Source organism: Pseudomonas sp. LBUM1645 (assembly GCF_059716185.1).
This window is the reverse complement of sequence record NZ_CP166811.1, coordinates 4,211,642-4,235,849: the sequence shown is the minus strand read 5'-3', so window position 1 is coordinate 4,235,849 and position 24,208 is coordinate 4,211,642. Positions and strand designations below refer to the sequence as shown.

18 protein-coding genes are annotated in these 24,208 nt (G+C 59.2%); 6 read left to right on the top strand and 12 right to left on the bottom strand.

Annotated features, from left to right (window positions below):
* Nucleotides 1–18 precede the first annotated feature (18 nt).
* From ACA079_RS18850 to ACA079_RS18835, 4 genes are all read right to left on the bottom strand, one after another.
* Nucleotides 19–1,974 (bottom strand): acetoacetate--CoA ligase, encoded by a 1,956-nt coding sequence (locus tag ACA079_RS18850; protein WP_497700459.1) that lies wholly within the window; start codon nt 1,972–1,974, stop codon nt 19–21.
* Nucleotides 1,975–2,160: 186 nt separating this feature from the next.
* Nucleotides 2,161–2,934: a 3-hydroxybutyrate dehydrogenase gene (gene hbdH, locus ACA079_RS18845; RefSeq protein ID WP_497700458.1), complete on the bottom strand. Its 774-nt coding sequence runs from the start codon at nt 2,932–2,934 to the stop codon at nt 2,161–2,163.
* Nucleotides 2,935–2,941: 7 nt separating this feature from the next.
* Nucleotides 2,942–4,333 (bottom strand): GntP family permease, encoded by a 1,392-nt coding sequence (locus ACA079_RS18840; RefSeq protein ID WP_497700457.1) that lies wholly within the window; start codon nt 4,331–4,333, stop codon nt 2,942–2,944.
* A gap of 287 nt (nt 4,334–4,620) precedes the next feature.
* A complete protein-coding gene (locus ACA079_RS18835) occupies nt 4,621–6,036 on the bottom strand; it encodes a sigma-54 interaction domain-containing protein (protein WP_497700456.1) in 1,416 nt (471 codons plus the stop codon).
* 274 nt (nt 6,037–6,310) lie between these two features.
* Here ACA079_RS18835 and ACA079_RS18830 point away from each other — a divergent pair, with 274 nt between their 5' ends.
* The 4 genes from ACA079_RS18830 to ACA079_RS18815 all read left to right on the top strand — a co-directional run bounded on the left by ACA079_RS18830 (nt 6,311) and on the right by ACA079_RS18815 (nt 13,999).
* Complete coding sequence (locus tag ACA079_RS18830; protein ID WP_497700455.1) at nt 6,311–10,300, top strand: RCC1 domain-containing protein; 3,990 nt, start codon at nt 6,311–6,313, stop codon at nt 10,298–10,300.
* Between the two features lie 68 nt (nt 10,301–10,368).
* Nucleotides 10,369–11,304: an immunoglobulin-like domain-containing protein gene (locus ACA079_RS18825; protein ID WP_497700454.1), complete on the top strand. Its 936-nt coding sequence runs from the start codon at nt 10,369–10,371 to the stop codon at nt 11,302–11,304.
* A 33-nt stretch (nt 11,305–11,337) separates the two neighbouring features.
* Complete coding sequence (locus ACA079_RS18820; RefSeq protein WP_497700453.1) at nt 11,338–12,621, top strand: hypothetical protein; 1,284 nt, start codon at nt 11,338–11,340, stop codon at nt 12,619–12,621.
* A gap of 46 nt (nt 12,622–12,667) precedes the next feature.
* On the top strand, nt 12,668–13,999 hold the full coding sequence (locus ACA079_RS18815) for a hypothetical protein (RefSeq protein WP_497700452.1): 1,332 nt from the start codon (nt 12,668–12,670) through the stop codon (nt 13,997–13,999).
* 2 nt (nt 14,000–14,001) lie between these two features.
* Here the strand turns inward: ACA079_RS18815 and ACA079_RS18810 are convergent, their stop codons facing one another.
* From ACA079_RS18810 to ACA079_RS18775, 8 genes are all read right to left on the bottom strand, one after another.
* Nucleotides 14,002–15,576 (bottom strand): ABC transporter ATP-binding protein, encoded by a 1,575-nt coding sequence (locus ACA079_RS18810; RefSeq protein ID WP_497700451.1) that lies wholly within the window; start codon nt 15,574–15,576, stop codon nt 14,002–14,004.
* Nucleotides 15,577–15,590: 14 nt separating this feature from the next.
* Nucleotides 15,591–16,613, bottom strand: coding sequence for an ABC transporter permease (locus ACA079_RS18805; protein WP_046048461.1), 1,023 nt, complete (start codon nt 16,611–16,613; stop codon nt 15,591–15,593).
* Complete coding sequence (locus tag ACA079_RS18800; RefSeq protein ID WP_123368175.1) at nt 16,613–17,674, bottom strand: microcin C ABC transporter permease YejB; 1,062 nt, start codon at nt 17,672–17,674, stop codon at nt 16,613–16,615. Before ACA079_RS18800 ends, ACA079_RS18805 begins: the two co-directional genes overlap by 1 nt.
* Entirely contained in the window at nt 17,674–19,542 is a 1,869-nt protein-coding gene (locus tag ACA079_RS18795; RefSeq protein WP_497700450.1) for an extracellular solute-binding protein, read from the bottom strand. The genes ACA079_RS18800 and ACA079_RS18795 overlap by 1 nt, the downstream gene beginning before the upstream one ends.
* A 135-nt stretch (nt 19,543–19,677) precedes the next feature.
* Entirely contained in the window at nt 19,678–19,959 is a 282-nt protein-coding gene (locus ACA079_RS18790; RefSeq protein WP_046048458.1) for a peptidylprolyl isomerase, read from the bottom strand.
* Nucleotides 19,960–20,065: 106 nt separating this feature from the next.
* The gene (locus tag ACA079_RS18785) at nt 20,066–20,947 is read right to left on the bottom strand and encodes a lipase family alpha/beta hydrolase (protein WP_497700449.1); all 882 of its coding nucleotides are present in this window, start codon (nt 20,945–20,947) and stop codon (nt 20,066–20,068) included.
* Nucleotides 20,948–21,235: 288 nt separating this feature from the next.
* Nucleotides 21,236–22,324 (bottom strand): 3-deoxy-7-phosphoheptulonate synthase, encoded by a 1,089-nt coding sequence (locus ACA079_RS18780; RefSeq protein ID WP_497700448.1) that lies wholly within the window; start codon nt 22,322–22,324, stop codon nt 21,236–21,238.
* 336 nt (nt 22,325–22,660) lie between these two features.
* A complete protein-coding gene (locus ACA079_RS18775; RefSeq protein WP_024164522.1) occupies nt 22,661–22,789 on the bottom strand; it encodes a hypothetical protein in 129 nt (42 codons plus the stop codon).
* Between the two features lie 160 nt (nt 22,790–22,949).
* On the opposite strand from ACA079_RS18775, the gene ACA079_RS18770 reads away from it, so the two are divergent.
* Together ACA079_RS18770 and ACA079_RS18765 are read left to right on the top strand one after the other, a co-directional pair.
* The gene (locus ACA079_RS18770; protein WP_497700447.1) at nt 22,950–23,708 is read left to right on the top strand and encodes a carbon-nitrogen hydrolase family protein; all 759 of its coding nucleotides are present in this window, start codon (nt 22,950–22,952) and stop codon (nt 23,706–23,708) included.
* On the top strand, nt 23,708–24,151 hold the full coding sequence (locus ACA079_RS18765) for a GNAT family N-acetyltransferase (RefSeq protein WP_497700446.1): 444 nt from the start codon (nt 23,708–23,710) through the stop codon (nt 24,149–24,151). The genes ACA079_RS18770 and ACA079_RS18765 overlap by 1 nt, the downstream gene beginning before the upstream one ends.
* Nucleotides 24,152–24,208 lie beyond the last annotated feature (57 nt).

Sequence of the window (24,208 nt, the reverse complement as noted above, 5' to 3'; positions counted from 1 at the left end):
CACACACTGCATGATTGTTTAAGTGTCGAGTTCCGGCCGATCCCGAAACTGCTCAAGCGCTTCGGGATTGGCCAGGGCGTCGGTATTCTTCACCTTCTGGCCATGCACCACATTCCTCACCGCCAGCTCAACGACCTTGCCGCTGATCGTCCGCGGTATATCGGTCACCGCGACAATCTTCGCCGGCACATGCCGCGGTGTGGTGTTGGCGCGGATGACCTGGCGGATCTGCTGCTGCAGTGCTTCGTCCAGTTCAACGCCGTCACGCAATCGCACGAACAGCACCACCCGCACGTCGTCCTGCCATTGCTGACCGATGGCCACGCTGTCCAGAACCTGTGGGACTTTCTCCACCTGACGGTAGATTTCCGCGGTGCCGATGCGCACGCCGCCGGGGTTGAGCACGGCGTCGGAGCGTCCGTGGATCATCATCCCGCCGTGGGGCAATTGTTCCGCGTAATCGCCTTGGGCCCAGACGCCGGGGAACTGACTGAAATACGAAGCGCGGAGTTTTTCCTGCTGAGGATCATTCCAGAACCCGATGGGGATTGCCGGAAAGTGCCGGGTGCACACCAGCTCACCTTTTTCGCCGATCACCGGCTGGCCGTTGTCGTTCCAGACTTCCACCGCCATACCCAGGCTTTTGCCTTGTATCTCGCCACGGCGCACCGGTTGCAGCGGATTGCTGTTCACAAAACACGACACGATGTCGGTGCCGCCGGACATCGAGGCCAGGCACAGGTCAGGCTTGAGGTCGCGATAGACGTAGTCGTAACTCTGCGGCGACAACGCGGAACCGGTGCAGAGCACGGTTTTGAGGCTGCTCAGGTCATGGCTTTCGCGAGGTTTGATGCCGCTGCTTTCCAGGGTCGCAAGGTACTTGGGGCTGGTGCCGAAGACACTGATGCATTCGTCGTCGATCAGGTCGATCAGGCGCTCGGGAGCGGGATGAAACGGCGAGCCGTCGTACAGCACCACCGTGCTGTCCACGGCCAGCGCCGAGACCAGCCAGTTCCACATCATCCAGCCGCACGTGGTGTAGTAGAACAACCGGTCGCCGGGGCCGAGGTCGCAATGCAATCCGTGTTCCTTGACGTGTTGCAGCAACACGCCGCCGGTGCTGTGAATGATGCATTTCGGCACGCCAGTGGTGCCGCTGGAGTAGAGAATGTACAGCGGATGCGCGAAGGGCACTGGGACGAAATCCGGCTCGCCGCCCACGTCGTAGAAATCATCCCAGAGCGTCACGTTGGCCCGGGTGTGGAAGTGTTCGATGTGCGCTTGCGGTCGGGCGTAAGGCACAACAATCAACTGCTGCAAGGACGGCAAGCGTTCGAGGATTTCATTGACCTTGGCGGTCTGGTCGATCTCTTTGCCGGCATAGCGGTAACCGGCGCAGGTGATCAGCACTTTTGGCTCGATCTGGCCGAAGCGATCAATCACCCCTTGGGTGCCGAAGTCCGGCGAAGAGCAGGACCAGATCGCTCCCAAACTGGTGGTGCCGAGCATCGCCACCAGGGTTTGCCAGGTATTGGGCATGCACGCCGCGACGCGGTCACCGAGGCCGACACCGGCGGCTTTCAAGCTGTTCTGAAACCCGGCGACATGCTCGGCCAGTTCTGCCCAGGTCAGGTGTTCACGCTGGCCGTTCTCGCCGATGGCAATGACCGCTACGGCATCGTCGCGACGGCGCATCAGGTGTTCGGCGAAGTTCAGGGTGGCGCCAGGAAACCATTGGGCGCTGGGCATTTGCGCGCCCTCAACCAGCACAGCGTCCGGTTGATCGTGGAAACGGATGTCGAAGAAATCGACGATGGCCTGCCAGAACGCTTCACGCTGATCGATGGACCATTGATGCAGGGCAGGGTAGTCGTCGACGTGAAGGTTGTGTCGCTGATTGATGACGCGCCGAAAGGCCTCCATGCGAGTCTTGCCGATGCGCTTGGCGCTGGGTTGCCAGAGGATGTCGGACATGGCTTGCCTCTTCTTATTAATGCATTCAGTCGGCCTTTTGTGGCGAGGGGATTTATCCCCGTTGGGTGGCGAAGCCGCCCCAAACCCGGCACCTCAGGTATGACTGACATACCGAGAGCGCAGGATTTACGACTGCTTCGCAGCCGAACGGGGATAAATCCCCTCGCCACAGGGGTTAGCGGTGGGTTACTGCGCCAACCACCCACCATCAATATTCCACGCCGCGCCACGCACCTGGCTACCGGCCTCGCTGCACAAAAACAGCACCAGTTCGCCCAATTGTGGCGGCGTCACAAACTCCAGCGAAGGCTGCTTCTCGGCCAGCAAATCATGCTGCGCCTGTTGCGGGTCGATTCCTTTGGCGATGCGGTCATCAATCTGCTTCTGCACCAGCGGCGTCAACACCCAGCCTGGGCAGATGGCGTTGCAGGTGATGTTGGTAGTGGCCGTTTCCAGGCCCACCACCTTGGTCAAACCGATCACCCCATGCTTGGCCGCCACGTAAGCCGCCTTGCCCACGGACCCGACCTGGCCGTGTACCGAAGCGATGTTGATGATCCGCCCCCAGCCCTTGGCGCGCATGCCTGGCAGGCTCAAGCGGGTGCTGTGGAATACCGATGACAGATTGATCGCAATGATCGAATCCCAGCGCTCTACCGGGAAGTCTTCCACCGGCGCCACATGCTGAATACCGGCGTTGTTGACCAAGATGTCCACGCCACCGAACTCACGCTCGGCGTAGGCGATCATGTCGGCGATCTGCTCAGGGTTGCTCACATCGGCCGGGTGATGGCCGACCTTGCCGCCGAATTGCTCCACCTCGGCAATCACTTTGGATGCATCACCGAAACCGTTGAGGATCAGATTGGCGCCAGCCTTTGCGAGGCTGAGGGCGATGCCCAGGCCGATACCGCTGGTGGAACCGGTGACCAGTGCAGTCTTGCCCGAAAGAGTTGTCATGAATACCTCACACAATGCCAGTGGCGTAGAAAGTACCGATCACCACAAAAACCGCCAGGGTCTTGATCAGCGTAATACAGAAAATGTCTTTGTAGGCTTCGCGGTGAGTCAGGCCGGTGACCGCCAGCAAGGTAATCACCGCGCCGTTGTGCGGCAGGGTGTCCATGCCGCCACTGGCCATCGCGGCCACCCGGTGCAGCACTTCCAGCGGGATATTGGCGGCGTGGGCCGCTGCGATGAAGTCATTGGCCATTGCCGCCAGCGCAATGCTCATACCGCCCGACGCAGAACCGGTGATGCCGGCCAGCAGGGTTACGGTAATCGCTTCGTTGACCAGCGGATTGGGAATGCTTTTGAGCCAGTCGGCCAATACCAGGAAGCCCGGCAAGGAGGCTATCACCGCACCAAAGCCGTACTCCGACGCGGTGTTCATCGCCGCCAGCAACGAACCGCCGACCGCACTTCGACTGCCTTCGGCGAGTTTGCCGCGAATCGCCTGGAAGCCGAACACCAGCACCATGATGATGCCGACCAGCAGAGCAGCTTGAACGGCCCAGATCGCTGTGAGCTTGGCGATGTCGGTGGTCACCGGCGCGGCCATGCCCGGCAGCGCGAGGCTGTGGGTCTTGCCGTACCACTGCGGAATCCACTGGGTAAACAGCAGGTTCATGATGCCCACCGCCAGGAGAGGCGACAGTGCAATCCATGGATTTGGCAGTTTGATGTCGGCAGCGGTTTCCGGCTCATTGCGCAGTTCGGTGCCATAACCCTCACCGGCGCGCTGAGCCTTGTTGCGTTGGCGCTGCAGAAACAGCATGCCGGCGCAGACCACGAAGATCGCGCCGATCAGGCCCAACCAGGGCGCGGCCCAAGCGGTGGTGTTGAAGAAGGTGCTGGGGATGATGTTCTGGATTTGCGGGGTACCGGGCAGGGCGTCCATGGTGAACGAGAATGCACCGAGGGCGATGGTCGCCGGGATGAGTCGCTTGGGAATATTGCTCTGGCGGAACATTTCAGCGGCAAACGGGTAGACCGCGAACACCACCACGAACAACGATACGCCGCCGTAAGTCAGCAGGGCGCAGACCAGCACGATTACCAGCATCGCTTGACTCGTGCCGAGGAGGCGAATCGCCGCGGCGACGATGGAGCGCGAGAAGCCCGACAACTCGATCAGCTTGCCGAACACTGCACCGAGCAGGAATACCGGGAAATACAGTTTGATGAAGCCGACCATTTTCTCCATGAACACCCCGGTGAAGGCGGGGGCGACGGCGGAAGGGTCGGTGAGCAGAACGGCGCCGAGGGCGGCAATCGGGGCAAAGAGGATAACGCTGTAGCCACGGTAAGCCGCGAGCATTAGCAGCGTGAGGGCTGCCAAGGCGATGATCACACTCATGGTGTGTCTCCTGGATTGTTATTTTTTTAGGGTGGATCTGTTGTGGGAGAGGGCTTTAGCGAGTTTCGTGCCAGACACGCAAGCTATTGAAATATAAGGATATATATCGATTGTTTGAGTTGGGTTTCAGTTGGGTGTCTCTGGTTTGAGACTTGTATTGGTAATGCCGGCCTCATCGCGAGCAAGCTCGCTCCCACATTTGACCGAATTCTTCTGCGCGGCGCGGTCAACCTGTGGGAGCGAGCTTGCTCGCGATGGTCTGTCTACAAGTGGAGATGTATGTCTCTTTATAGAGACTCCGCAATCCCAAGAGCCACCATCTTCTTGTACAACGTCGACCGCCCCAGCCCCAATCGCACCGCCGCTTCAATCACCTTCCCCCCGCATTGCGCAAGGGTGCTTTCAATCAACTGTCGATCAAACCGCTCTCGAGCCTCACTGAAAGTCTCATGCGCAACCGACTCAATCGTTACAGGCGCCACGCGCTCTACCGGTGTGAACGTCCCAATCGCCGCGCGGATATCCGTGGCATTCAGCATCAAGTCATCACTGAGCAGTGCGGCGCGTTCGAGTACGTTGCGCAGTTCACGAATGTTCCCTGGCCAGGCATGTTGACCCAGCAGATCCAGGGCTTCGCGGTTCAATTCGTGCTGACTGCGCAGTTCCTCAAGGATCGCTTCACTGAGGGCCGGAAGATCGTCGAGTCGATCTCGCAGCGGCGGGACCTGGATCGGCAGTACGTTGAGGCGGTAATACAGATCGGCGCGAAATTCGCCGCGTTTGATCGCGGCTTCCAGATCCGTGGAGGTCGCGGCAATCACCCGCACATCGCTCTGGATCACTTCGTTGGAGCCCACCGGCTCGAATTCCTTTTCCTGCAATACCCGCAGCAATTTGCTTTGCAGTGGCAACGGCATGTCGCCGATTTCATCGAGAAACAGGGTGCCGCCCTGGGCAATTTGCAACTTGCCGGCACGGCCCTTGCGATCAGCACCGGTAAACGCGCCGGGCGCGGTGCCGAAGAATTCCGCTTCCAGCAACGATTCGGGAATCGCCGCGCTGTTGATGCTGACAAAGGCTTTGTGCGCGCGCGGCGAAGCACCGTGGATCGCCTGAGCCAGCAGCTCCTTGCCGGTGCCGGTTTCACCGAGCAGCAACACCGGAGACTCGGCGCTCGCGCTGCGCCGGGCGCGGCGTTTGACTTCGAGGCTGGCGGCGCTGGTGCCGATGAAGTGGGCGAAGTTGTACTTGGTCTGCCGCGACCGCAGCAGCGAGCGGGTGGAGGCCAGTTCTTCCTGCATGCTCATGTAGCGCTTGAGCATCGGCGAGAGGCTGCGCAATTCGTCGAACAGCGCAAACCCGATGGCGCCGATCACCACGCCGGCGTCGTCATGAATCGGCAGGCGCATCACCACCAGTGGTTCTTTGGGGGTGTCTTGCATGTCGAGCAAGATCGGCCGACCGGTGCGCACCACCTCGCGCAACAGACTGCCGGGGATCACACTTTCGCAGGCCTTGCCAATCGCCACCTCCGCCGATTCCAGGCCGAAGCGTCGGGCATAGCGCTCGTTCATCCAGACGATGTTGGCGTCGCGGTCGACAATCACCGTGCCTTCGCTGGACTGCTCGATGATCTCGAACAACGAACGGATCGCCAGCAGGCGAACGCGCTGGTAGTCCTTGAGGCTTTCGGTGGTGTTCATGGCGCATTTCCAGAATGAGTGGGCTCGCCGGCATGCGCGCAATGAGCCTGTTGGCGTGGGCGGCATTATGCCGGGGAGGGCTCCCTGGTTACCATTTCAGTGTTCTTTTTCATTCCGCACATGGAAGCAGGAGGGAGGTGCCGTTCGTCGGAAACACCCGTTGACCTGTTATTTATGACAGTTGCGCCTACGTTGCAGCAGGCTCTCAATGCACTCATCCGGCGCTTATGGTTGTTGCTCGAGTGAGCGCCTTACTTGAGATGGGAGACTGCAAATGACCACGGAAGAGTTGTTGCCGGAATCGCTTTCAGAACAAAGCGAGGGAGTTCTGGCGCTGGCGCCGATTAACATTCCGGGTCAGATTCCGGAAATCCACGATGCCGACGGTGCACCCAATCCAAACCGGTTTGGCGTCAACCGCAGCATGATCACTTCTAATGCCAATGGTTTGTTGGTGAACGTGGACCCCTACACCAATTCCAAACAGGGTGACAACATCCAGATCTTCTCCAGTCTCGATCCGACGCCCTTGCTGTCGTTCAATCTACTGGAAGGTCAGGAAAATGAGATCTCCCATGTGTTCTTGCCGGGGCATTTGCTCGTAGCGGGTTTTCAGACCTTCTGGTACGTCATTACTCGCAACAGCGAAAACTTTGGAACATCTCCACTCCTGGAGGTATTCATCAGGACGCTGCTACCCGGCGGTGCGGATCCACAGCCAGATCGCCCCGGTCATTACCGGCTTCTGGCGCCTGTATTGCTCAATGTTCCGGCCGGCGGAGTGACCAAGGAGCTGGCGGAGTCCGCAGAAGGGGTGAGATTCGCTATCCGGCCTTATCCGAACATGCGGCAATTTGACGTCATTACCTGCAGCTGGGGCGGGTATGAGTTTTACATCACGGTGGGCCTTGATCAGGTTGGCCAGGAAATCCAGCAAAAGGTACCGTTGGACGTCATCCAGAAGGCCGGCAACGGAGACCAGATTTTCATCTGGCGGCCGCTCGATGAAGTGCATAACCGTGCCAGCGACTGGTCGTTGCGCACCACCGTGTATGTCGAGGTGATTGGTGATCTGTTGCGTCCGGTCATCCTGGAAGCGGTGCAGGTCGACCCGGTCACTGGTGAGTTGTTTTATGACCTGGCGGCGTTGGGTACTAAGGACATCCAGGTTGATGTCGTCACCCGATCGCCGACCTTCGAGTTGCAGGACACCGTCAAACTGTCGGTCTCCAAGATAAAGGACGGCGTTGAGTCTGTTGTGTTCACCGAGACCAAGACCGTTATACAAATTGACAGTACTGTCAGGTTTTTTATGCCTAACGTGCTTGCTCAACAGCTGGCCAGGGAACACATCTACTTTCGCTACGAGCTGACCAAGAAAAGCAGTGGTGACACTCGGCGCTCCAGTCGAACCACCGTGTGGCTCAAAGGGACAGCTGTGAACCTGCCGGCACCGAAGATCTTGCCAATTACTGGCGTCGTGATTGACCCCGCCAAAGCGGCGACCGGGATCGTTTCTCCCCACGCGGCAATCGCCCCTCAGGTCTGGCTGCATTTTTATGCCATTGGCACGGCGCCAGGCGGGGTTGTCCATCTGTTTGACAGTGGACGACGCATCAGCAGTTCTCAGGCCGCACGGGACATGACTTTTCCCATGCCGGTGAGCTTTCTTTCCAAGATCGACGGCGGGCCGCTGGAAGTCTATTACAAGGTGGGTTCCACTGCGGACGACCCGCTGGCCGCCGAGTCATTGCGCTATTCGGTACGCGTCGGAGAACCCAAGCCCGATCTGCAGGCCGTCATCATTGTGGATGCGGTGGACGGCGTTCTGGACCCCGAACAGTTGCCACCCTTTGCGGATGCTGAGCTTCAATGTCCGCCGTTCAAGGACATGAAGGGGCATAGCGTTTATCTGTGGTACCAATCGGATAACCCGGCGGACTCGCAGCGTTATGAGGATTCGGTCGATATCGACGACCGCGATGTCGACATTTCGGTGTCGTTTTACCTGCCACATGATTTCCTCAAGGAGCATGTCGGTTACACGCTGACGATCGGTTACTCGGCAGAACCTACGGACGGCTCGGGAACGGAGCGTTTTGCAGCCACCACCACGGTCAGCATCGGTGCCAGCGCGAAGCAGCCCTTACCGAAACCCAAAGTGCTCGAGGCCAGCGAAGACGGTGTATTGAAGCCTGGCGACACGATCACTAAAGGCGCCTCTGTGGTGATCGATGGCGCCGACCTGAAAAGTGGCGACTACCTCATTCTGTCCTGGGACGGGGATGCCTCCAGCGGTGATTACGCTTACGAACGGCCGATTTCGGGTAACGATGCAGGCAAGCCGTTCACTCACCAGGTGCCCTACCAGTACGTGCAGGCCAATCAAAACCTGGGCGTTCGCGTCTCCTACCTCGTCGAGCGCGTTGCCGGCGGCGAACAGCCTTCGGACGTATTGCTGCTGAGCATTCAAGTGGCGGCGTTGCCTTTGCCTGCCATCAGCGAAGCGCAAGGCGCCAACCGGGATCAGATCAACCCGGATGATGTGGCCGCCGATGGTGCGAATGCCCAGATCGGCGTGACCGCGCAACTCCGGGAAGGGGATGTCGTCACGCTCACGCCCAGCGGCAGTACTCCGATTGTCCGCACCATCTTAAAGAGTGATGAGAGCAGGGAACTGAACCTCAAGATTCCACGGGCGCTCATCGATCAGAACAACGGAGGCAGCTTTACTCTGGCCTACAACATCAAGCGCAAGGTGGGCGGGCCGGTTGAAGCCTCGGACACCAAATCGTTCGACGTGCGCCGAGTGATCGGATCGGGAGCCTTGAAAGTCATGGGTGCCCGCCATAACTCCAACACTTATCGATCTTCGAGTGTGCCCAGTGTGATGTGGGCGTTCAACGCGCAGACACTCCAGCCAATGCTCGCGGAATGGCGCTATGTAGGCGATACGACTTGGGTAGCCGGTAACCATTTTATCGACACGAATTCGGCCAAGGCCCTGCAGGTGCGATCCACCACCAGCCAGATGACACTCAACCCCGTCAATGTGTGCGGCAATGGCGTGGATGACAATACCAGCGGCGCGGCAGCGGTGGTGGTTCTGCGCGACGCCAGGGTGACAGGCGGAGGCGCCGCTGGTGGCCGGGATCTGAGCGGGTTCGGCAACGGGACTTACGGTGCCAATATCCCCGCGGTCTATCTGATCCACGAAAACTTGCGAAGCGTGTTCTGTACCGGCGGTGCTTATGTGGCATTGACCAAGGAAGGGATAGCGCTGCCATGGGGGGACGCTGCCACCGGCGGTAGCATGGGTTCCGTCAATCCGAGCGGATTCCAGACCATTGCCTGCAATGGATTCGCGTTTGCCGGACTGACCACCAACGGGGAAGTGCGCTGTTGGGGCAACGCAGCCAACGGCGGCACTCTGCCTACGGGCGGCGTGACCAATATCCGGCGCGTGTTCAATGGTGGTCTGGCGTTTGCGGCAGAGCGAAATGACGGGACTATCACCGCCTGGGGGCTCGCCGCTGCAGGGGGCGTCGCCAACCCTGTTCCAGGCGTTATCAATGTCGACAAGATCATCGCTTCTTACCGGGCGTTTGGCGGCATCACCAAGACCAAACGGCTATTCGCGTTTGGTGACACGGCCTACGGCGGCACCCTCCCGGCAGACATTGCCAACCGCACAGACATCGAACGGCTGTGCTGCGCCAATGCCCGTGCGTTCGTGGCGTTGACCACTGGTAAAAATGTCCTCCCATGGGGGGCATCCACACACGGTGGGGTATTGAGCAGCTATCCGGGCATCGCCACGTTGCGCTTTGTTGATGTGGCCTCCACGTGGCAGGCGTTTGCCGGCATCACTGAAAACAACCGCGTTGCTGCCTGGGGCCCGGCTCCTGCGGGGGTGGTTCCTGCGAACATCGCTGTTCTGACCAATGCCATTCAGGTGGTGGGCACCTCGCATGCCTTTGCCGTGTTGTGCGCCGACGGCCGGGTCTTCGCCTGGGGCAATGTCTCATTGGGCGGCGATACCACACCGGTAAGTGCGCAACTGGTCAATGTCGTCGCCATTTACACCAACTCCCACGGCTTTATCGCCCTGACGTCCGACAAACGCGTGGTCACATGGGGCCATGCAACGGCCCTGGCGGGATCGTCGGCGGTCAATGGCTTTGTGTCTTATGTGGATCCTACGGCGCCGGTCGTGGAAATGGCCGGCCTGGAGGTTGATCCGGCCGCCCTGCAACAGTCCTGACAACAACCCTGCGGTCACTCGTGCGTCGTGAGGACGCCGAGTGCCCGACTGACTTAGAGGTGACTGAAATGAGCGAAGAAATCAGTGGTGTCATGGCAACCCTGGCTGCTCCGACCGTCGATCGGGCCATCGACGGAACGCTGGATCCGCAACCACCGGAGGCGGAAACGACGGTTCAGGTGCCTGCGTACGTCGACATGGCAATCCTTGATCAGGTACGCCTTTTTATTACCTCGGGAGGTACCGCTACACAGTTCAACAGCATCACGGTTAGCAATCGCCAGATCGGTAAGCCGATAGTGTTTTTTGAGCGTCTTGAGCGATTCGCCGAGTACCTGGGACGCGAGATTCAGGTGTCCTACGAAATCTGGCGCGACGCAAACCGCCTGCACACTTCGCGGGGATTGCCCCTTGAAATCAAAGCCGGTTTTGAAGGTGACTACACGCTGGATCTACGTACTTACAACTATGTGGTGGTCACCGGCAAACCGCCGCTTAACTCGCCTTCGTTCAGCCGTTTTACCCGAGCGGCCGCATGGGGGGTTGCACCTTATGAATACGCCAGCAGCGATACCGCGGTTGCCAGCGCGGGACGACAAGGAGATGTGACCGCCACTGGCAACGGCATCTGCACGATCAGTGCGACCGATAGTCAGGGCCAAACCAAGCGCTACAACCTGACTGTTACCGGGATAGGCCAACTGCACTTCCTGACGGCCACCGCCAATTGGTCCGGAATGCGCGACGCCTGCGTCACAGCCGGGCTGGATACGGCCACATTGGCCCAACTGCGACAGTTGATGAATATTTACAGCGAAAGTGCAGGGTCACTGACCGATTACTTCGGGCGCCTGCCTTATCCATTTTGGACCGGTGAACTCAACGGGGCCAACACCGCATGGATCGTCGATCTGGATAAGCCGGAGAACGACCCACTGGATCCCAACCCTACCTCGGTCGACCTGAATGAGTCACATCAGGTTTTGGGCATTTCCATGCGCTGAGAACGCTCATGACGTAGCACCAGGAGAAACTCCATGAACATCTATCGTTTGCTGGTTCACAGCACGCTATTGCTTTGCCTGCTGTTTGGCGGAGTTGCCCAGGCCGTTACCGGCCCGCAAGTTGCGCAAGTACTCAACAGTCGCTATGTCATCGACACTTCCTCATGCGTCGGTAATACGCAGCCTTACTATTGCAGTGGGGTTATGGTGCGTGGCTCGCAGGTCAGTCAGGGCCGACCTTTCTGGATGCTCAGCCCAGAGGCGGTCGGCGCCGGTTCCGAGCGATTCGCTTATCTGCGCAAAGATATCGCGAGAGATTCGTCCGTGCTGCAGAACGGGTATGTGTTCATGGACAAATTCACCGCCATTGGCCTGGGCAAGCTGCTGGATGTGACGCAGCCGAGCCTGAGCGGTGAAGTGCTGGTTACCAACTGGAACGAGCAGGCGCCACAGTCGTTGCCGGTCGAGGGATTGTTTTATGACCGTGGCTGGCCCGCGAGCTTGTTCGCCGCGCAGCGTGATCAGCGCGATTACTTCCAGGCAACGGGAGCGTGGCTGCCCATTCTGCGTCTTGATCTGAATGACACAGGGCAACAGGTATTTGGCTTTAATCAGCAGGATCAGTTGTATGTCGGGTACCAGGTGGCTTCCCGGCTCAATGCACGGTTTGCTGATACATCCGCCACCTGTCGCGACGGCCGTGCGGCGTTCTATTGCAACGGTGTGCTGATTCGCGGCACGGACGCTTCAACGCAGTTTCATTCGTGGAACCCTAGCCCCAACTCGGTGGGGCGCAACGGCGTTTCGTTTTCATGGGCGAGAGCTGATGTGGGAATGGTGCGTATCGCGGGCGTCCAAGGTCTGATATTCAAGGAGGCGGCTGCACCGACGCCCTATCAGGCCCAGGTTCGTTGTTTCTACCCGCTGAATGCCGGAACCAACGGTATTCCCGATAGTTGCCGGCCGTATTGCGACTCGATGGGAATCACCACGGTTGCGGCTTACAACGCACAGGGTAGCGGCAAATGTTCCTTGAATGTAACGACGGCACAGGTGCAGTTGCACGTCGACGTGCGAAACCGCAGTCGTGAGTGGAACGAGATCATCATCGCCGCATGGCCGCAGAACATCCCTCAGCAACTGCCGTTGGAGGCGATTTTTACGGTCGCCAATTCTACGGGGCTGGTGGGGGCTCGGCTTATTCAAAAAGACTTTTATCAGCAAACCACCCGAGCGGTGCCGATCCTTCGCGTCGCACTCGACTCGCCTGACGGCAAACCCTTTGTCTACGACCCGTCGGATCAAAGCTCCCCGTGAAAAACCGTCCTTGATCGGCAACGTTATTTCAACGGGAGTGCTTGCCATGGCGCAAGGAAAGCAAGTTGTTCGGTATTTTGTCGGGCTGTTGATGTGTCTGGTCACCGTCCAAGTGGCGTGGGCGATTTCCGGGCCTCAAGTGACGCAGCTGCTCAATGCTCAGTATCGGCAGACGTCCAGCGTCTGTGTCGGTGACACGACGGTGTATCACTGCAGTGGTGTGTTGGCGCGTCGTTCTCCCGCCGTGCCGACCGCCACGTTCTGGACGCTCGCTCCGGAAGCGGATGCCGCCGGTGTACGTTTTGACTACTGGCGGACAGATCGTGCACCGATGCCTGCGGAGCGCCTAAACGGTTTCGTATTGACCAGCGTGTTCACGGCGATTGGAGTGGGCAAGCAGCTTGATGTCGTGCCGGATGTGTCGGACTCCGAAGCGTTGGTCACGAACTGGGATGATGCGTTGCCAGCACGGATGCCAGTGCAGGCATTGTTCTATGACGTGGGCACGGCCGGCGCGCTACGACGGGCGCAGAAGGATCAACTGGATTTCTTTCAGGCAACCGGCGAGTGGCTGCCGGTCCTGCGGTTGCAGCGCGATGATGCGCAACAGAGCCTCTTTGGTTTCAGCCAGAACGATCAACTGTATGTCGGGTATCAAGTGGCAGCCCGGTTGAACGCACGGTATGCCGATACGTCACCGGTATGCCGGGATGGACGAGCAGCGTTTTATTGCAATGGGGTGTTGATTCGCACGACAGACCAATCGACTGCCTTTCATTCGTGGAATCCAAGTCCGGGGTCCGTAAAGGGCAATGGCGTTTCGTTCAGTTACCTGAGAGCGGATACATATGTCACCAAGCTCTATCAAGCGCAGGGCTTTGTTATTCGTGAACAATCGGCGCCAGCGGGGAATCCATTAAGTCTGCGTTGCTCCTATCCCTTTGATGGGCATTCGGCGACAGGGTCGTCAGACACATGCCGTGTCCACGGTGGCCTGTGCAGTGAAGTGGGTGTTACCAGTGTCGCGACATGGGTTGCGCGTTATGCAGCAAACCCTTATTCGTCTTGTGCGTTCAATACAGACCCACAGCAATTTCAACTCAGTATCGAGGTACGCCTGCATTCGAATGACCGGCTTGGGTGGAACGAGCCGGTTCTCGCCGCCTGGCCGCAGAACAATCCCAATCAGTTGCCAATAGAGGCGTTCATCTATACGACCCTGTCACATCACGGTACTAACGGGCTGGCAGGTGCGCAAAATGACCAGAAGGATTATTTTCAAGTGACCGGCCGCTACATCCCGATCATGCGTGTGACGCTCAACGCAATCCCGGGGCAGGTGTTCGTCTTCAACCCTCAGGAGCAGGGCGTGCAGTAGAACTATCGCGGATGCGCCGCCGCCAACAGCTCCTTGGTATACGGATGCTGCGGCGAATCGAACACGTCGTGGCTGGCACCGCTTTCCACGACTTTGCCGTCCTTGATCACGATCATGTCGTGAGCCAGTGCGCGCACCACCGCCAGGTCGTGGCTGATGAACAGGTAGGTCAGGCCATGTTTTTCCTGAAGTTGGCGGAGCAGGGCGACCACTTGTTTTTGCACCGTACGATCCAATGCCGAAGTCGGTTCGTCCAACAGAATCAGCGCAGGTTTCAGCACCAGTGCCCGGGCGATGGCGATGCGTTGGCGTTGGCCGCCGGAGAACTCGTGCGGGTAGCGATGACGGCTTTGCGGGTCGAGGCCGACTTCTTCGAGTGCCCGAATCACTTCGGCTTTGCATTCGTCAGCGGTTAGCTGGCTATGCACCTCAAGGCCTTCACTGATGATCTGCGCCACGGACATCCGTGGGCTGAGGCTGCCGAAGGGGTCCTGAAACACCACCTGCATTTTCTTGCGCCACGGTCGCAGCTGCTTTTGCGTCAGACCGTCCAGCGCCTCGCCCTGAAAGCGAATGCTGCCTTCGGAATCGAGCAAGCGCAGGATCGCCTGACCCAGCGTCGACTTGCCGGAACCGGATTCGCCCACAATACCCAGCGTCTTGCCGCGCTGAATATTCAGGCTGATACCGTCCACGGCCTTTAGATAAGTCTTGCGTTGAAACAGCCCGCCACCGAGGGCGAACTGCACCCGCAGATTGTCCACTTCCAGCACGTTCTCGCGCTCATCCCGAGGCAGGGCTTCACCCTCCGGTTCGGCGTTCAGCAGTACGCAGCTATAAGGGTGTTTCGGTTCGGTAAACAGCGTTTCGCAAGGTGCCTGCTCGACGATTTCCCCGGCCTTCATCACGCAGACTCGTTGGGCAATGCTGCGCACCAGATTGAGGTCGTGGCTGATCAGCAGCAGCGACATGCCGAGTCGCTGTTGCAACGACTTGAGCAGCAGCAGGATCTTGCGTTGCACTGTCACGTCCAGCGCGGTGGTCGGCTCGTCGGCGATCAGCAACTCCGGTTCGCAGGCCAGGGCCATGGCGATCATCACCCGTTGCCGCTGGCCGCCGGACAATTGATGGGGGTAGGCCTTGAGCCGCTCTTTGGGTTTTTGAATGCCGACCAGATGCAGCAACTCGAGTATCCGCGCTTGCGCCGCTTTACCGGCCAGGCCCTTGTGCAGCAGCAGGGTTTCGCCGATCTGCTTTTCGATGCTGTGCAATGGGTTGAGCGAGGTCATCGGCTCCTGGAAGATCATCGCGATACGGTTACCCCGTAGTTCTCGCAATACCTTGGCCGGAGCGCCGACCAGCTCCCGGCCACGGTAGCGAATACTGCCCGTGGTTTCGGTGCCGGTCTCGGGCAGCAGTTGCAGGATCGAGTGAGCGGTCACCGACTTGCCGCAGCCCGACTCGCCCACCAGTGCCAGGCATTCGCCGGGGCGGATGTCCAGGCACAGATTGCGCACCACGGTCTGGCCACTGAAGGCGACGCGCAGGTCACGGATTTCGATCAGGTTGTTACTCATATCAGCTGTCCGCGTCATGACCGGGGATCAAAGGCATCTCGCAATGCCTCTCCAATAAACACCAGTAAAGAAAGAATCAGCGCCAGGGTGAAAAACGCCGTCAGCCCCAGCCACGGCGCTTGCAGGTTCTGCTTGCCTTGACCGATCAACTCGCCAAGCGATGCACTGCCGGCAGGCATGCCGAAACCGAGGAAGTCCAGCGCCGTGAGGGTGGAGATCGCTCCGGTCAGAATGAACGGCAGGTAGCTCAGCGTCGCGTTCATTGCGTTGGGCAGGATGTGCCGGACGATCACCTTGCGGTCGGTCAGGCCCAGCGCCCGGGCGGCTTTGACGTATTCCAGGTTGCGCCCGCGCAGGAACTCGGCGCGCACCACGTCCACCAGGGCCAGCCAGGAAAACAGCGCCATGATCCCCAGCAGCCACCAGAAATTAGGCTCGACAAACCCCGACAGGATGATCAGCAGGTACAGCACCGGCAGCCCCGACCAAACCTCCAGCAACCGTTGACCGATCAGGTCGACCCAGCCGCCGTAATAGCCTTGCAGGGCGCCGGCCGCGATGCCGATCAGTGCGCTGACAAAGGTCAGCATCAAGGCAAACAGGATCGACACCCGCGCACCGAAAATCACTCGGGCCAACACATCCCGCGCCTGATCGTCGGTGCCCAGCCAGTTGACCTTGGTCGGAGGGCTGGGCGCCGGTTGGTTGAGGTCATAGTTCGGCGTGTCGTCGCTGAAGGGGATTGGCGGGAACAGCATCCAGCCACCGTCCTGGTGAATCAGCTTCTGCACATAATCGCTGCGGTAGTCCGCCTGGAACGGCAGCTGCCCGCCAAACTCCTGCTCGGTATGACGCTTCAGGGCCGGGAAGTAGAGGGATCCCTGATAGCTGACGATCAGCGGTTTGTCGTTGGCGATCAGCTCGCCACCGAGGGTCAGCAGGAACAGGCCGACAAACAGCCACAGCGACCACCAGCCACGACGGTTTTTCTTGAAGCGCTCGAAACGACGCCGACCTAACGGCGAGAGCTTGAACATCAGGCGTTCCTCGCGGCGAAGTCGATACGCGGGTCCACGAGGGTGTAGCAGAGGTCGCCGACCAGTTTTATCAAGAGACCGAACAGCGTGAAGATGAACAGCGAACCGAATACCACCGGATAGTCCCGGGAAACCGCGGCCTCGTAACTCATGCGACCCAGGCCGTCGAGGGAGAAGATCACTTCGATCAGCAGGGAGCCGGCGAAAAATACGCTGATAAACGCCTGGGGAATCCCCGAGACCACCAGCAGCATGGCATTGCGAAACACGTGACCGTAGAGCACTCGGCGTTCGCTCAGACCCTTGGCGCGGGCAGTGACCACGTATTGGCGTGTGATTTCATTGAGGAAGGAGTTTTTTGTCAGGATGGTCAGCGTGGCGAACCCGCCGATCACCAGCGCAGTCACCGGCAATACCAGGTGCCAGAAGTAGTCGGCGATTTTGCCCACGGTCGACAGCGATTCGAAGTTGTCCGAGACCAGCCCGCGCACCGGGAACCAGTTCAGCGAGGTGCCACCGGCGAAGACCACAATCAGGAACATCGCGAACAGGAACGCAGGCATGGCGTAGCCGATGACGATCGCAGTGCTGCTCCAGATATCGAAATGGCTGCCGTGGTGCACGGCCTTGCGGATGCCCAAAGGAATCGACACCAGGTAGGTGATCAGCGTCGCCCAGAGCCCAAGGGAAATGGTCACCGGCATTTTTTCCAGGATCAGGTCGGTGACGGTCGCGCCGCGGAAAAAGCTCTTGCCGAAGTCCAGGCGCGCGTAACTGGTGAGCATCAGCCACAGGCGTTCGTGCGCCGGCTTGTCGAAGCCGTATTGCTTTTCGATGTCCTTGATCAGTTGCGGGTCTAGGCCGCGACTGGATCGGGAGGTGCCGGACATGCGTTCGCCGGAACCGCCACCGACACTCGCGCCGCCGATGCCTTGCAAGTGCGCAATAGCCTGTTCCACCGGGCCGCCCGGCGCGGCCTGAACGATGATGAAGTTGACCAGAAGAATGATCACCAACGTCGGAATGATCAGCAGCAGACGCCGCAGTATGTAAGCCCACATCAGTGCGGCCCTCCGGGTTTACCACGGCTGATTTGCTCAGCGGTCATCTGTTGGTTGGTCAGCGGCGTGGTGCTGATTTCCCACCAGCTCTCGATGGCTTCGTCATTGCTCGCTTGCTCGTTGGGCCTGCCGAAACGATTCCACCACACGGTGGAGCTGCCCGGTGGGTAATAGTTGGGAATCCAGTAGTAGTTCCATTGCAGCACCCGGTCCAGAGCGTGGGCGTAGTGCAGCATTTCGGGTTGGGTGGTGGCGCGAATCAGTCCGGCGACCAGTGTGTCGACCGCCGGATTTTTCAACACCATGTAGTTATTGGCGCCAGGGTCGTTGGCCGAGACCGAACCGAAGTAATTGAGCAGTTCACCCCCGGGCGACGTCGTGACCGGGTAGCCGGTGACGATCATGTCGTAGTCGCGGCTCATCAGGCGATTCACGTATTGGGACGAGTCGATGCGGCGGATGTTCATGTCGATGCCGATCTGTTTCAAGGTGCGCTTATAAGGCAGCAGCAATCGGTCCATGCCGTTCTGGCTGACCAGGAAAGTGAAACTCAATGACTTGCCTTCGGCGTTGACCAGTTGATCGCCATCGGGTTTCCAGCCGGCCTGTTCGAGCAAATCGAGTGCCTGCAACTGCTTGTCGCGTATCACGCCGCTGCCGTCGGTTTTCGGTGCTTGGAAAACCTGGGTGAAAACCTCGTCGGGGATCTGCCCGCGCAGCGGTTCGAGAATCGCCAGTTCGCCGGCGTCCGGCAGTTGTCGGGCGGCGAGGTCGGTGTTGGAAAAGTAACTCTGCTGGCGAATGTACATGTCGCGCATCATCTGCCGGTTGCTCCACTCGAAATCCCAGAGCATGGCCAGCGCCTGACGCACTCGACGGTCCTGGAACAGCGGGTTTTGCAGGTTGAACACAAAGCCCTGAGCCGTTTGGGGAGCTTGCGTTGCCAGATGCGCCTTTTGCAGGCGCCCGTCACTCAGGGCCGGGCCGTCGTAGCCGATGGAGTAACCGGTGGCGGAAAATTCTCGGTTGTAGTCGTAGGCTCCGCCGCGCAGGACCTGGCGGGCGACGTCGGTATCGCCGAAATACTCGATGCTGAAATGATCGAAGTTGTAGAGGCCGCGGCTGACCGGTAAATCCTTGCCCCACCAATCGGCATTGCGCTCGAAGGTGATGCTGCGACCGGAGTCGACCTTGCCTACCCTGTAGGGGCCGCTGCCCAAAGGTGGCTCGTAACCGCCCCCATTGGCGAAGTCGCGAGTCTTCCACCAATGCTCGGGAAACACCGGCAAGGTTGCGATATCGAGGGGCAGGGTACGGTTTTCATTGCTTTTGAAGTCGAACCGAACCGTCAGAGGTGATTCCACTTCGACGCCTTTGACGTCGGCAAATTGGGTGCGATAACGCAGGCTGCCCTGGGTCATCAACAGGTCGTAGGTGTAACGAACGTCTTCGGCCGTGATCGGTTTGCCGTCGGCGAAACGGGCTTTGGGGTTCAGGTAGAAGCGCAGGAACAAACCGTCGTCCGAGCGCTCCATCTTCTGTGCCACCAGGCCGTACACGGTGTAAGGCTCATCCAGTGAACGCTGGGCGAGGGGCGAGTAAAGCAGGCCGTCGATCTGTGTGACGCCAATGCCTTTATCGATATAGGGCAACATATGATCGAAATGACCGATTTCGACGGCCGAGCGGCGCATCTTGCCACCCTTGGGGGCTTGCGGGTTGGTGTAGGCAAAATGACTAAAGCCGGCAGGATACTTCGCCGGTTCACCGTACACGGTCAACGCATGTTGCGGTGCTGCAGTCACACCGGTGACGCTCAACAACAGGGCCAAGGCCGTGAACAATAAAGTAGGGAACGCCAGTCGCATTGTCAGCCTTAGAGCCGGGTGGTCAATAACCACAATTTGTACGCTAGCGGCGCGTCCCTCGCCACTCGTATCACGTATCCGAAACACAACGGCCCACCAAAAGGCGGGCCGTTGTGCAGAAAACTTAAGGCTTGATCAGTCCTGACGGCTGGTCACTTCCAGCAGGTGGTAACCGAACTGGGTCTTGACCGGGCCTTGCACCACGTTGATCGGTGCGCTGAAGACCACGGCGTCGAATTCCTTGACCATCTGGCCTGGACCGAACGAACCCAGATCACCGCCCTGGCGGCTGGAAGGGCAAGTGGAGTTGGCTTTGGCGACTTCGGCGAAATCAGCGCCGCCTTCGATTTGGGCTTTCAGTTCGTTGCACTTGGCTTCGCTGGCAACGAGGATGTGACGGGCAGTGGCTTTAGCCATGGTGAAATACTCCTTTCAATGTTCAGTAAAGTGCGGAGCCTACCGGATTCAGTGGTCTATTTCTCCTCAAAGTTCCCTCCAGCCCGCACAGATCGCGGGCATTCCTTTATAGGCCGGCAGTTCTCAGACGCTCCGCATGCTGCACATACAGGGCAATCGGGTCGATGCCCTTGCGCAACGGACCGGCGGTCTGGCTGAGGCTGTCCAGATGATCCAGCGGATAGTCGGACCGGATGACTTTTCCCAAATGGGAGCTGTAGCGGCCAACCAGGCCGTCGTTCTGCTCGGGTTCGGTGGTGAAGTATCGGGAAAAGGCGCGGAGAAACCCGTGCAGCGGACTCAGTGCATCAAGCCCTTTGTCGAGGAGATCGCCCTGCAGGGTGCCGCTCCAGGAGTAATAACGTACGCCGTCGACCAGTTCGCGACCCTTGCCACCCCAGGTTTTCGGCAATCCCTGGGGGTACTTGTCGTTGAACGCGCCTACGCCTTCGGTGGTCAGGGCATTCAGAGCGGCGATGGCGTTCTGCGGCAGGTGACGGTGGCCGCTGAGCAACGATAGAAAGTCTGCAAACAACGTTGCAACCGTCGCGGCGACATGTTCCGGCAGGCGGCCGGGCGTCAGCGCCTTGCGCAAGAAGTCGGCCAGCTCCGAGCCGTGATTCGGTCCGCTGACGGACGTCACCGAAGCGATTGCCTCCGGCGCCGTCGCTGCCGCGTAACGTGCAGCGAGTGCGCCTTGGCTATGGCCGATCAGGTTGACTTTGTTTGCACCGGTTCCTTCCAGTACCCGTTCGATCTGCGCCAGAAGTTGGTCGCCGCGGACTTCATTGCTATGGGTAGCCGACAGGTGCGGGATGAACACTCTTGCGCCTGCACTCCTGAGGGCCTGCTTGACGTCATGAAAGAGTTCGATCTTGCCGATGCGGTCGAAGCCGAAGAGCCCGTGGACCAACAGGATCGGATACTGAGTAGTTGCATTCCGTAGCATGTTCTTTCCTTTTTCACAGTCGTTCAGAGGTGTGTTGATGGGCTCACTCTAAAGCACACCCGCTGTTCGACGTTGTATGAAAAAGCCGCTGTAACCTGATGAAAACGGAATAGAAAATGTACGAAAGTTCGAAAGTACATGAGGTCTTGGTCGGAATATTTGGACATCTTTTTATCTGTAACAGAGCGTTTTACTGCGATGGCCTACTCCGGGAACACCCTTTGCCTGTTAATCGTGTCTCGATTCCGACGTCCAGTCCTCGATGGGAGGACTGGAAGAGGGTATGGCTCACGCCGATTGTTGATCGCTGCTCTGCGCTCTGAGTCGGTCGGCTGCCTGGCGCAACAATGATTCCGTCCCGCTCCAGCCAAGGCAGCCGTCCGTGACTGACACGCCGTAACGCATGGACGGGCTCAGCGGTTGGCAGCCTTCGAACAGATGACTCTCGATCATCATGCCGATCAGTGAACGATCACCTTGCAGGCGCTGTTCAAGCACATCGTTAAACACCGCTGGCTGACGCAATGGGTCTTTGCCGCTGTTGGCATGGCTGCAGTCGACCATGATCCGGGCCGGGATCTTCAGTTTGGTCAAGTCGCTGTTCACCCGGGCGACGCTGTCGCGGTCGTAGTTCGGCCCACGATGTCCGCCACGCAGCACCAGGTGGGTGTCGGGATTGCCCGGCGTCTGAATGATTGCCGGATGACCCTGGCTGTCGACACCGAAATGGCGATGCGGATGGGAGGCAGAGCGCATGGCGTCGCTGGCCACACCGACACCACCATCGGTGCCGTTCTTGAAGCCGACCGGCATGCTCAGGCCGCTGGCCATTTCCCGATGGATCTGCGATTCGGTGGTGCGAGCGCCAATAGCGACCCAGCTCAGCAGATCGTCGAAGTAGCCCGCAGCCATCGGTTGCAGCAGTTCGGTGGCAATCGGCAGTCCCAGGCGGAGCATTTCGCGCATCAACTCGCGGGACAGCGTCAAGCCGCCGGCCATGTCGTCGCTGCCGTCAAGCTGCGGGTCGTAGGCCAGGCCTTTCCAGCCGATGGTGGTGCGGGGTTTTTCGACGTAGGCGCGCATCACCAGCAGCATTTCATCGCTGACGTCGGCGGCGAGGCGGGCGAGGTTGCCGGCGTATTCGAGGGCGGACTGAGGATCGTGAATCGAGCAGGGGCCGACAATGACCAACAGACGGGAGTCTTCACCGTTGAGGATCGCGCGTACCGCTTGGCGGTGGGCGGTGACTTGCTGGCTCAGGACGTTGCTGAGTGGCAGTTGCTGTTTGAGTTGCAATGAGCTGGGCAGACGCAGGGTCAGCGCTTCATTGGCAGGGCTCAAGGTGGACAGCGGCAGAGCAGAGACGGACGAGTTCATATTCGGGCTTCCTGGGCTGGCGGCGGGTTCGTTCCCGCGCACTCGGCCCTACTGGGGTGTTCGACAATTGGCCGGATTGGCTGCGTGTGTGTGCTTGCCACCTGTGGGTGACCGATCGGAGGCGGCAGGCTGTCCCGAGCGGAGGCTGCTAAATCGCCAGGCGGAAAAACTGTCGTAACGGTAATAAGTGGCGTAGTTCATTGTTGAATCCTCTGGTTGTCTGGTGTGTCGCTAAAAATGTGCGGGGCTGAAAAAACAAAACCCCCGGTCGGGAAGCCGACCGGGGGTTGAGAATTCTCTGGTGGCGACCCGTTTAAAGTGGGCGCCGTGTGGGTATCAGGCGCGCCAGTGGCTAAACCAATACCCAAAATAAAAGCTGACCGGAGCACAAACGTCATTCACCCGGGCAGCCGCCACCGAGCGCAGGGCGCTGACGGTACGAAGCTGTGAGAGGGCGTTGAACATGATTTGTCTCCAATGAGTGCGCCGAGCTTACTAGAGGCCGGTACACGGATTCAATCAGAAAATGCTATCGATCACCGACGGCATTTTCTATCGCTTGAGTGCGTCACCGGTTGTGACACACTTTGTGTTCCGCTTACGTACAACGTCACAAGGACGAACCATGACGCCCCTGATCATCGCCGCTGCTCAATCGATCTCCATCGCCGGTGACCTTGCCGCAAACATGGTGCGGCATCAGCGCTTCATGCAACTTGCCGCGGAGCAGGGCGTGCAATTGCTGGTGTTCCCGGAGTTATCGCTGACCGGGTACGAGCGTGGACTTGCGGCTGAATTGGCTATCGCGCCAGACGCCGAGGTTTTGCAACCGCTTCGGGATTTCGCGCGGGAAGTCGGTGTGACCACTGTCGTCGGGATGCCGATTCGCCTGTCGCAGGATTCGCCCGTATTGATTGGGGCGCTGGTGTTGGGCGCTGATGGATCGCTCGGGATCTACAGCAAGCAACATCTGCATCCAGGCGAGGAAGTGGCATTTGCACCGGGAACCGGCGGTTCGACCCTGACCATAGGTGCCGATACGGTCGCGTTGGCGGTGTGCGCGGATTTCTCTCACGCCAGTCATGCCGCCGCGGCGGCGCAGCAAGGCGCCGATCTCTATGCGGCGGGCGTGCTGATCACGGAAAACGGCTTCGTCCCGGACACCGCGTTATTGCAAGGTTACGCCAGCGCTCATTCGATGGCGGTGCTGATGGCCAACCATGGGGGTGCAACGGGTGGCTGGGAGTCGGCGGGACGCAGTGCGATTTGGGCCTCGGACGGCTCGCTGGTAGCGGCCGCACCGGGTACAGGCAACCTGATGGTCGTAGCTCGCCGCGATGCTGATGGCTGGAAGGGGCAAATAGTGGCTGTCGCGGAGGCTTGATGGCATTTGAATTGCGTCCGGCAACGATCCGGGACCTCGACTTCGCTCGTGAACTGACCCGCAAAAACATGCTGCGCTATTACATTCAGCACGATCTGCTGTGGCAGGACGAAGGTTTCGATGTGGGCTGGGCAGGGCGCGAGAACTGGTTGATTGCGCGCGACGAGGCATTGGTGGGCTACGTCAGTCTGAGTCGTGATGCCAAAGCCCTGTACATTCGCGAGTTGCACGTCATCGAAGCGTTTCGAGGGCAGGGCGCCGGTTCCTGGACGATCGATCAGGTATTCGCCATGGCGTGCAAGGAACGGCGTCCGGCATTGCGTTTGACGGTTTTTGAAAACAATCCCGCGCAAGCGTTGTATGAGAGAAAGGGCCTGAAGGTGGTTGGCACGGACGAGTGTTTCCTGAGAATGCAGCGTGATATCGATGCTTCACCCGGCTGAAACACGCTTACGACAAGCCTTTCAAGATGTATTGAAACTTTTTATATGACGCTTGCC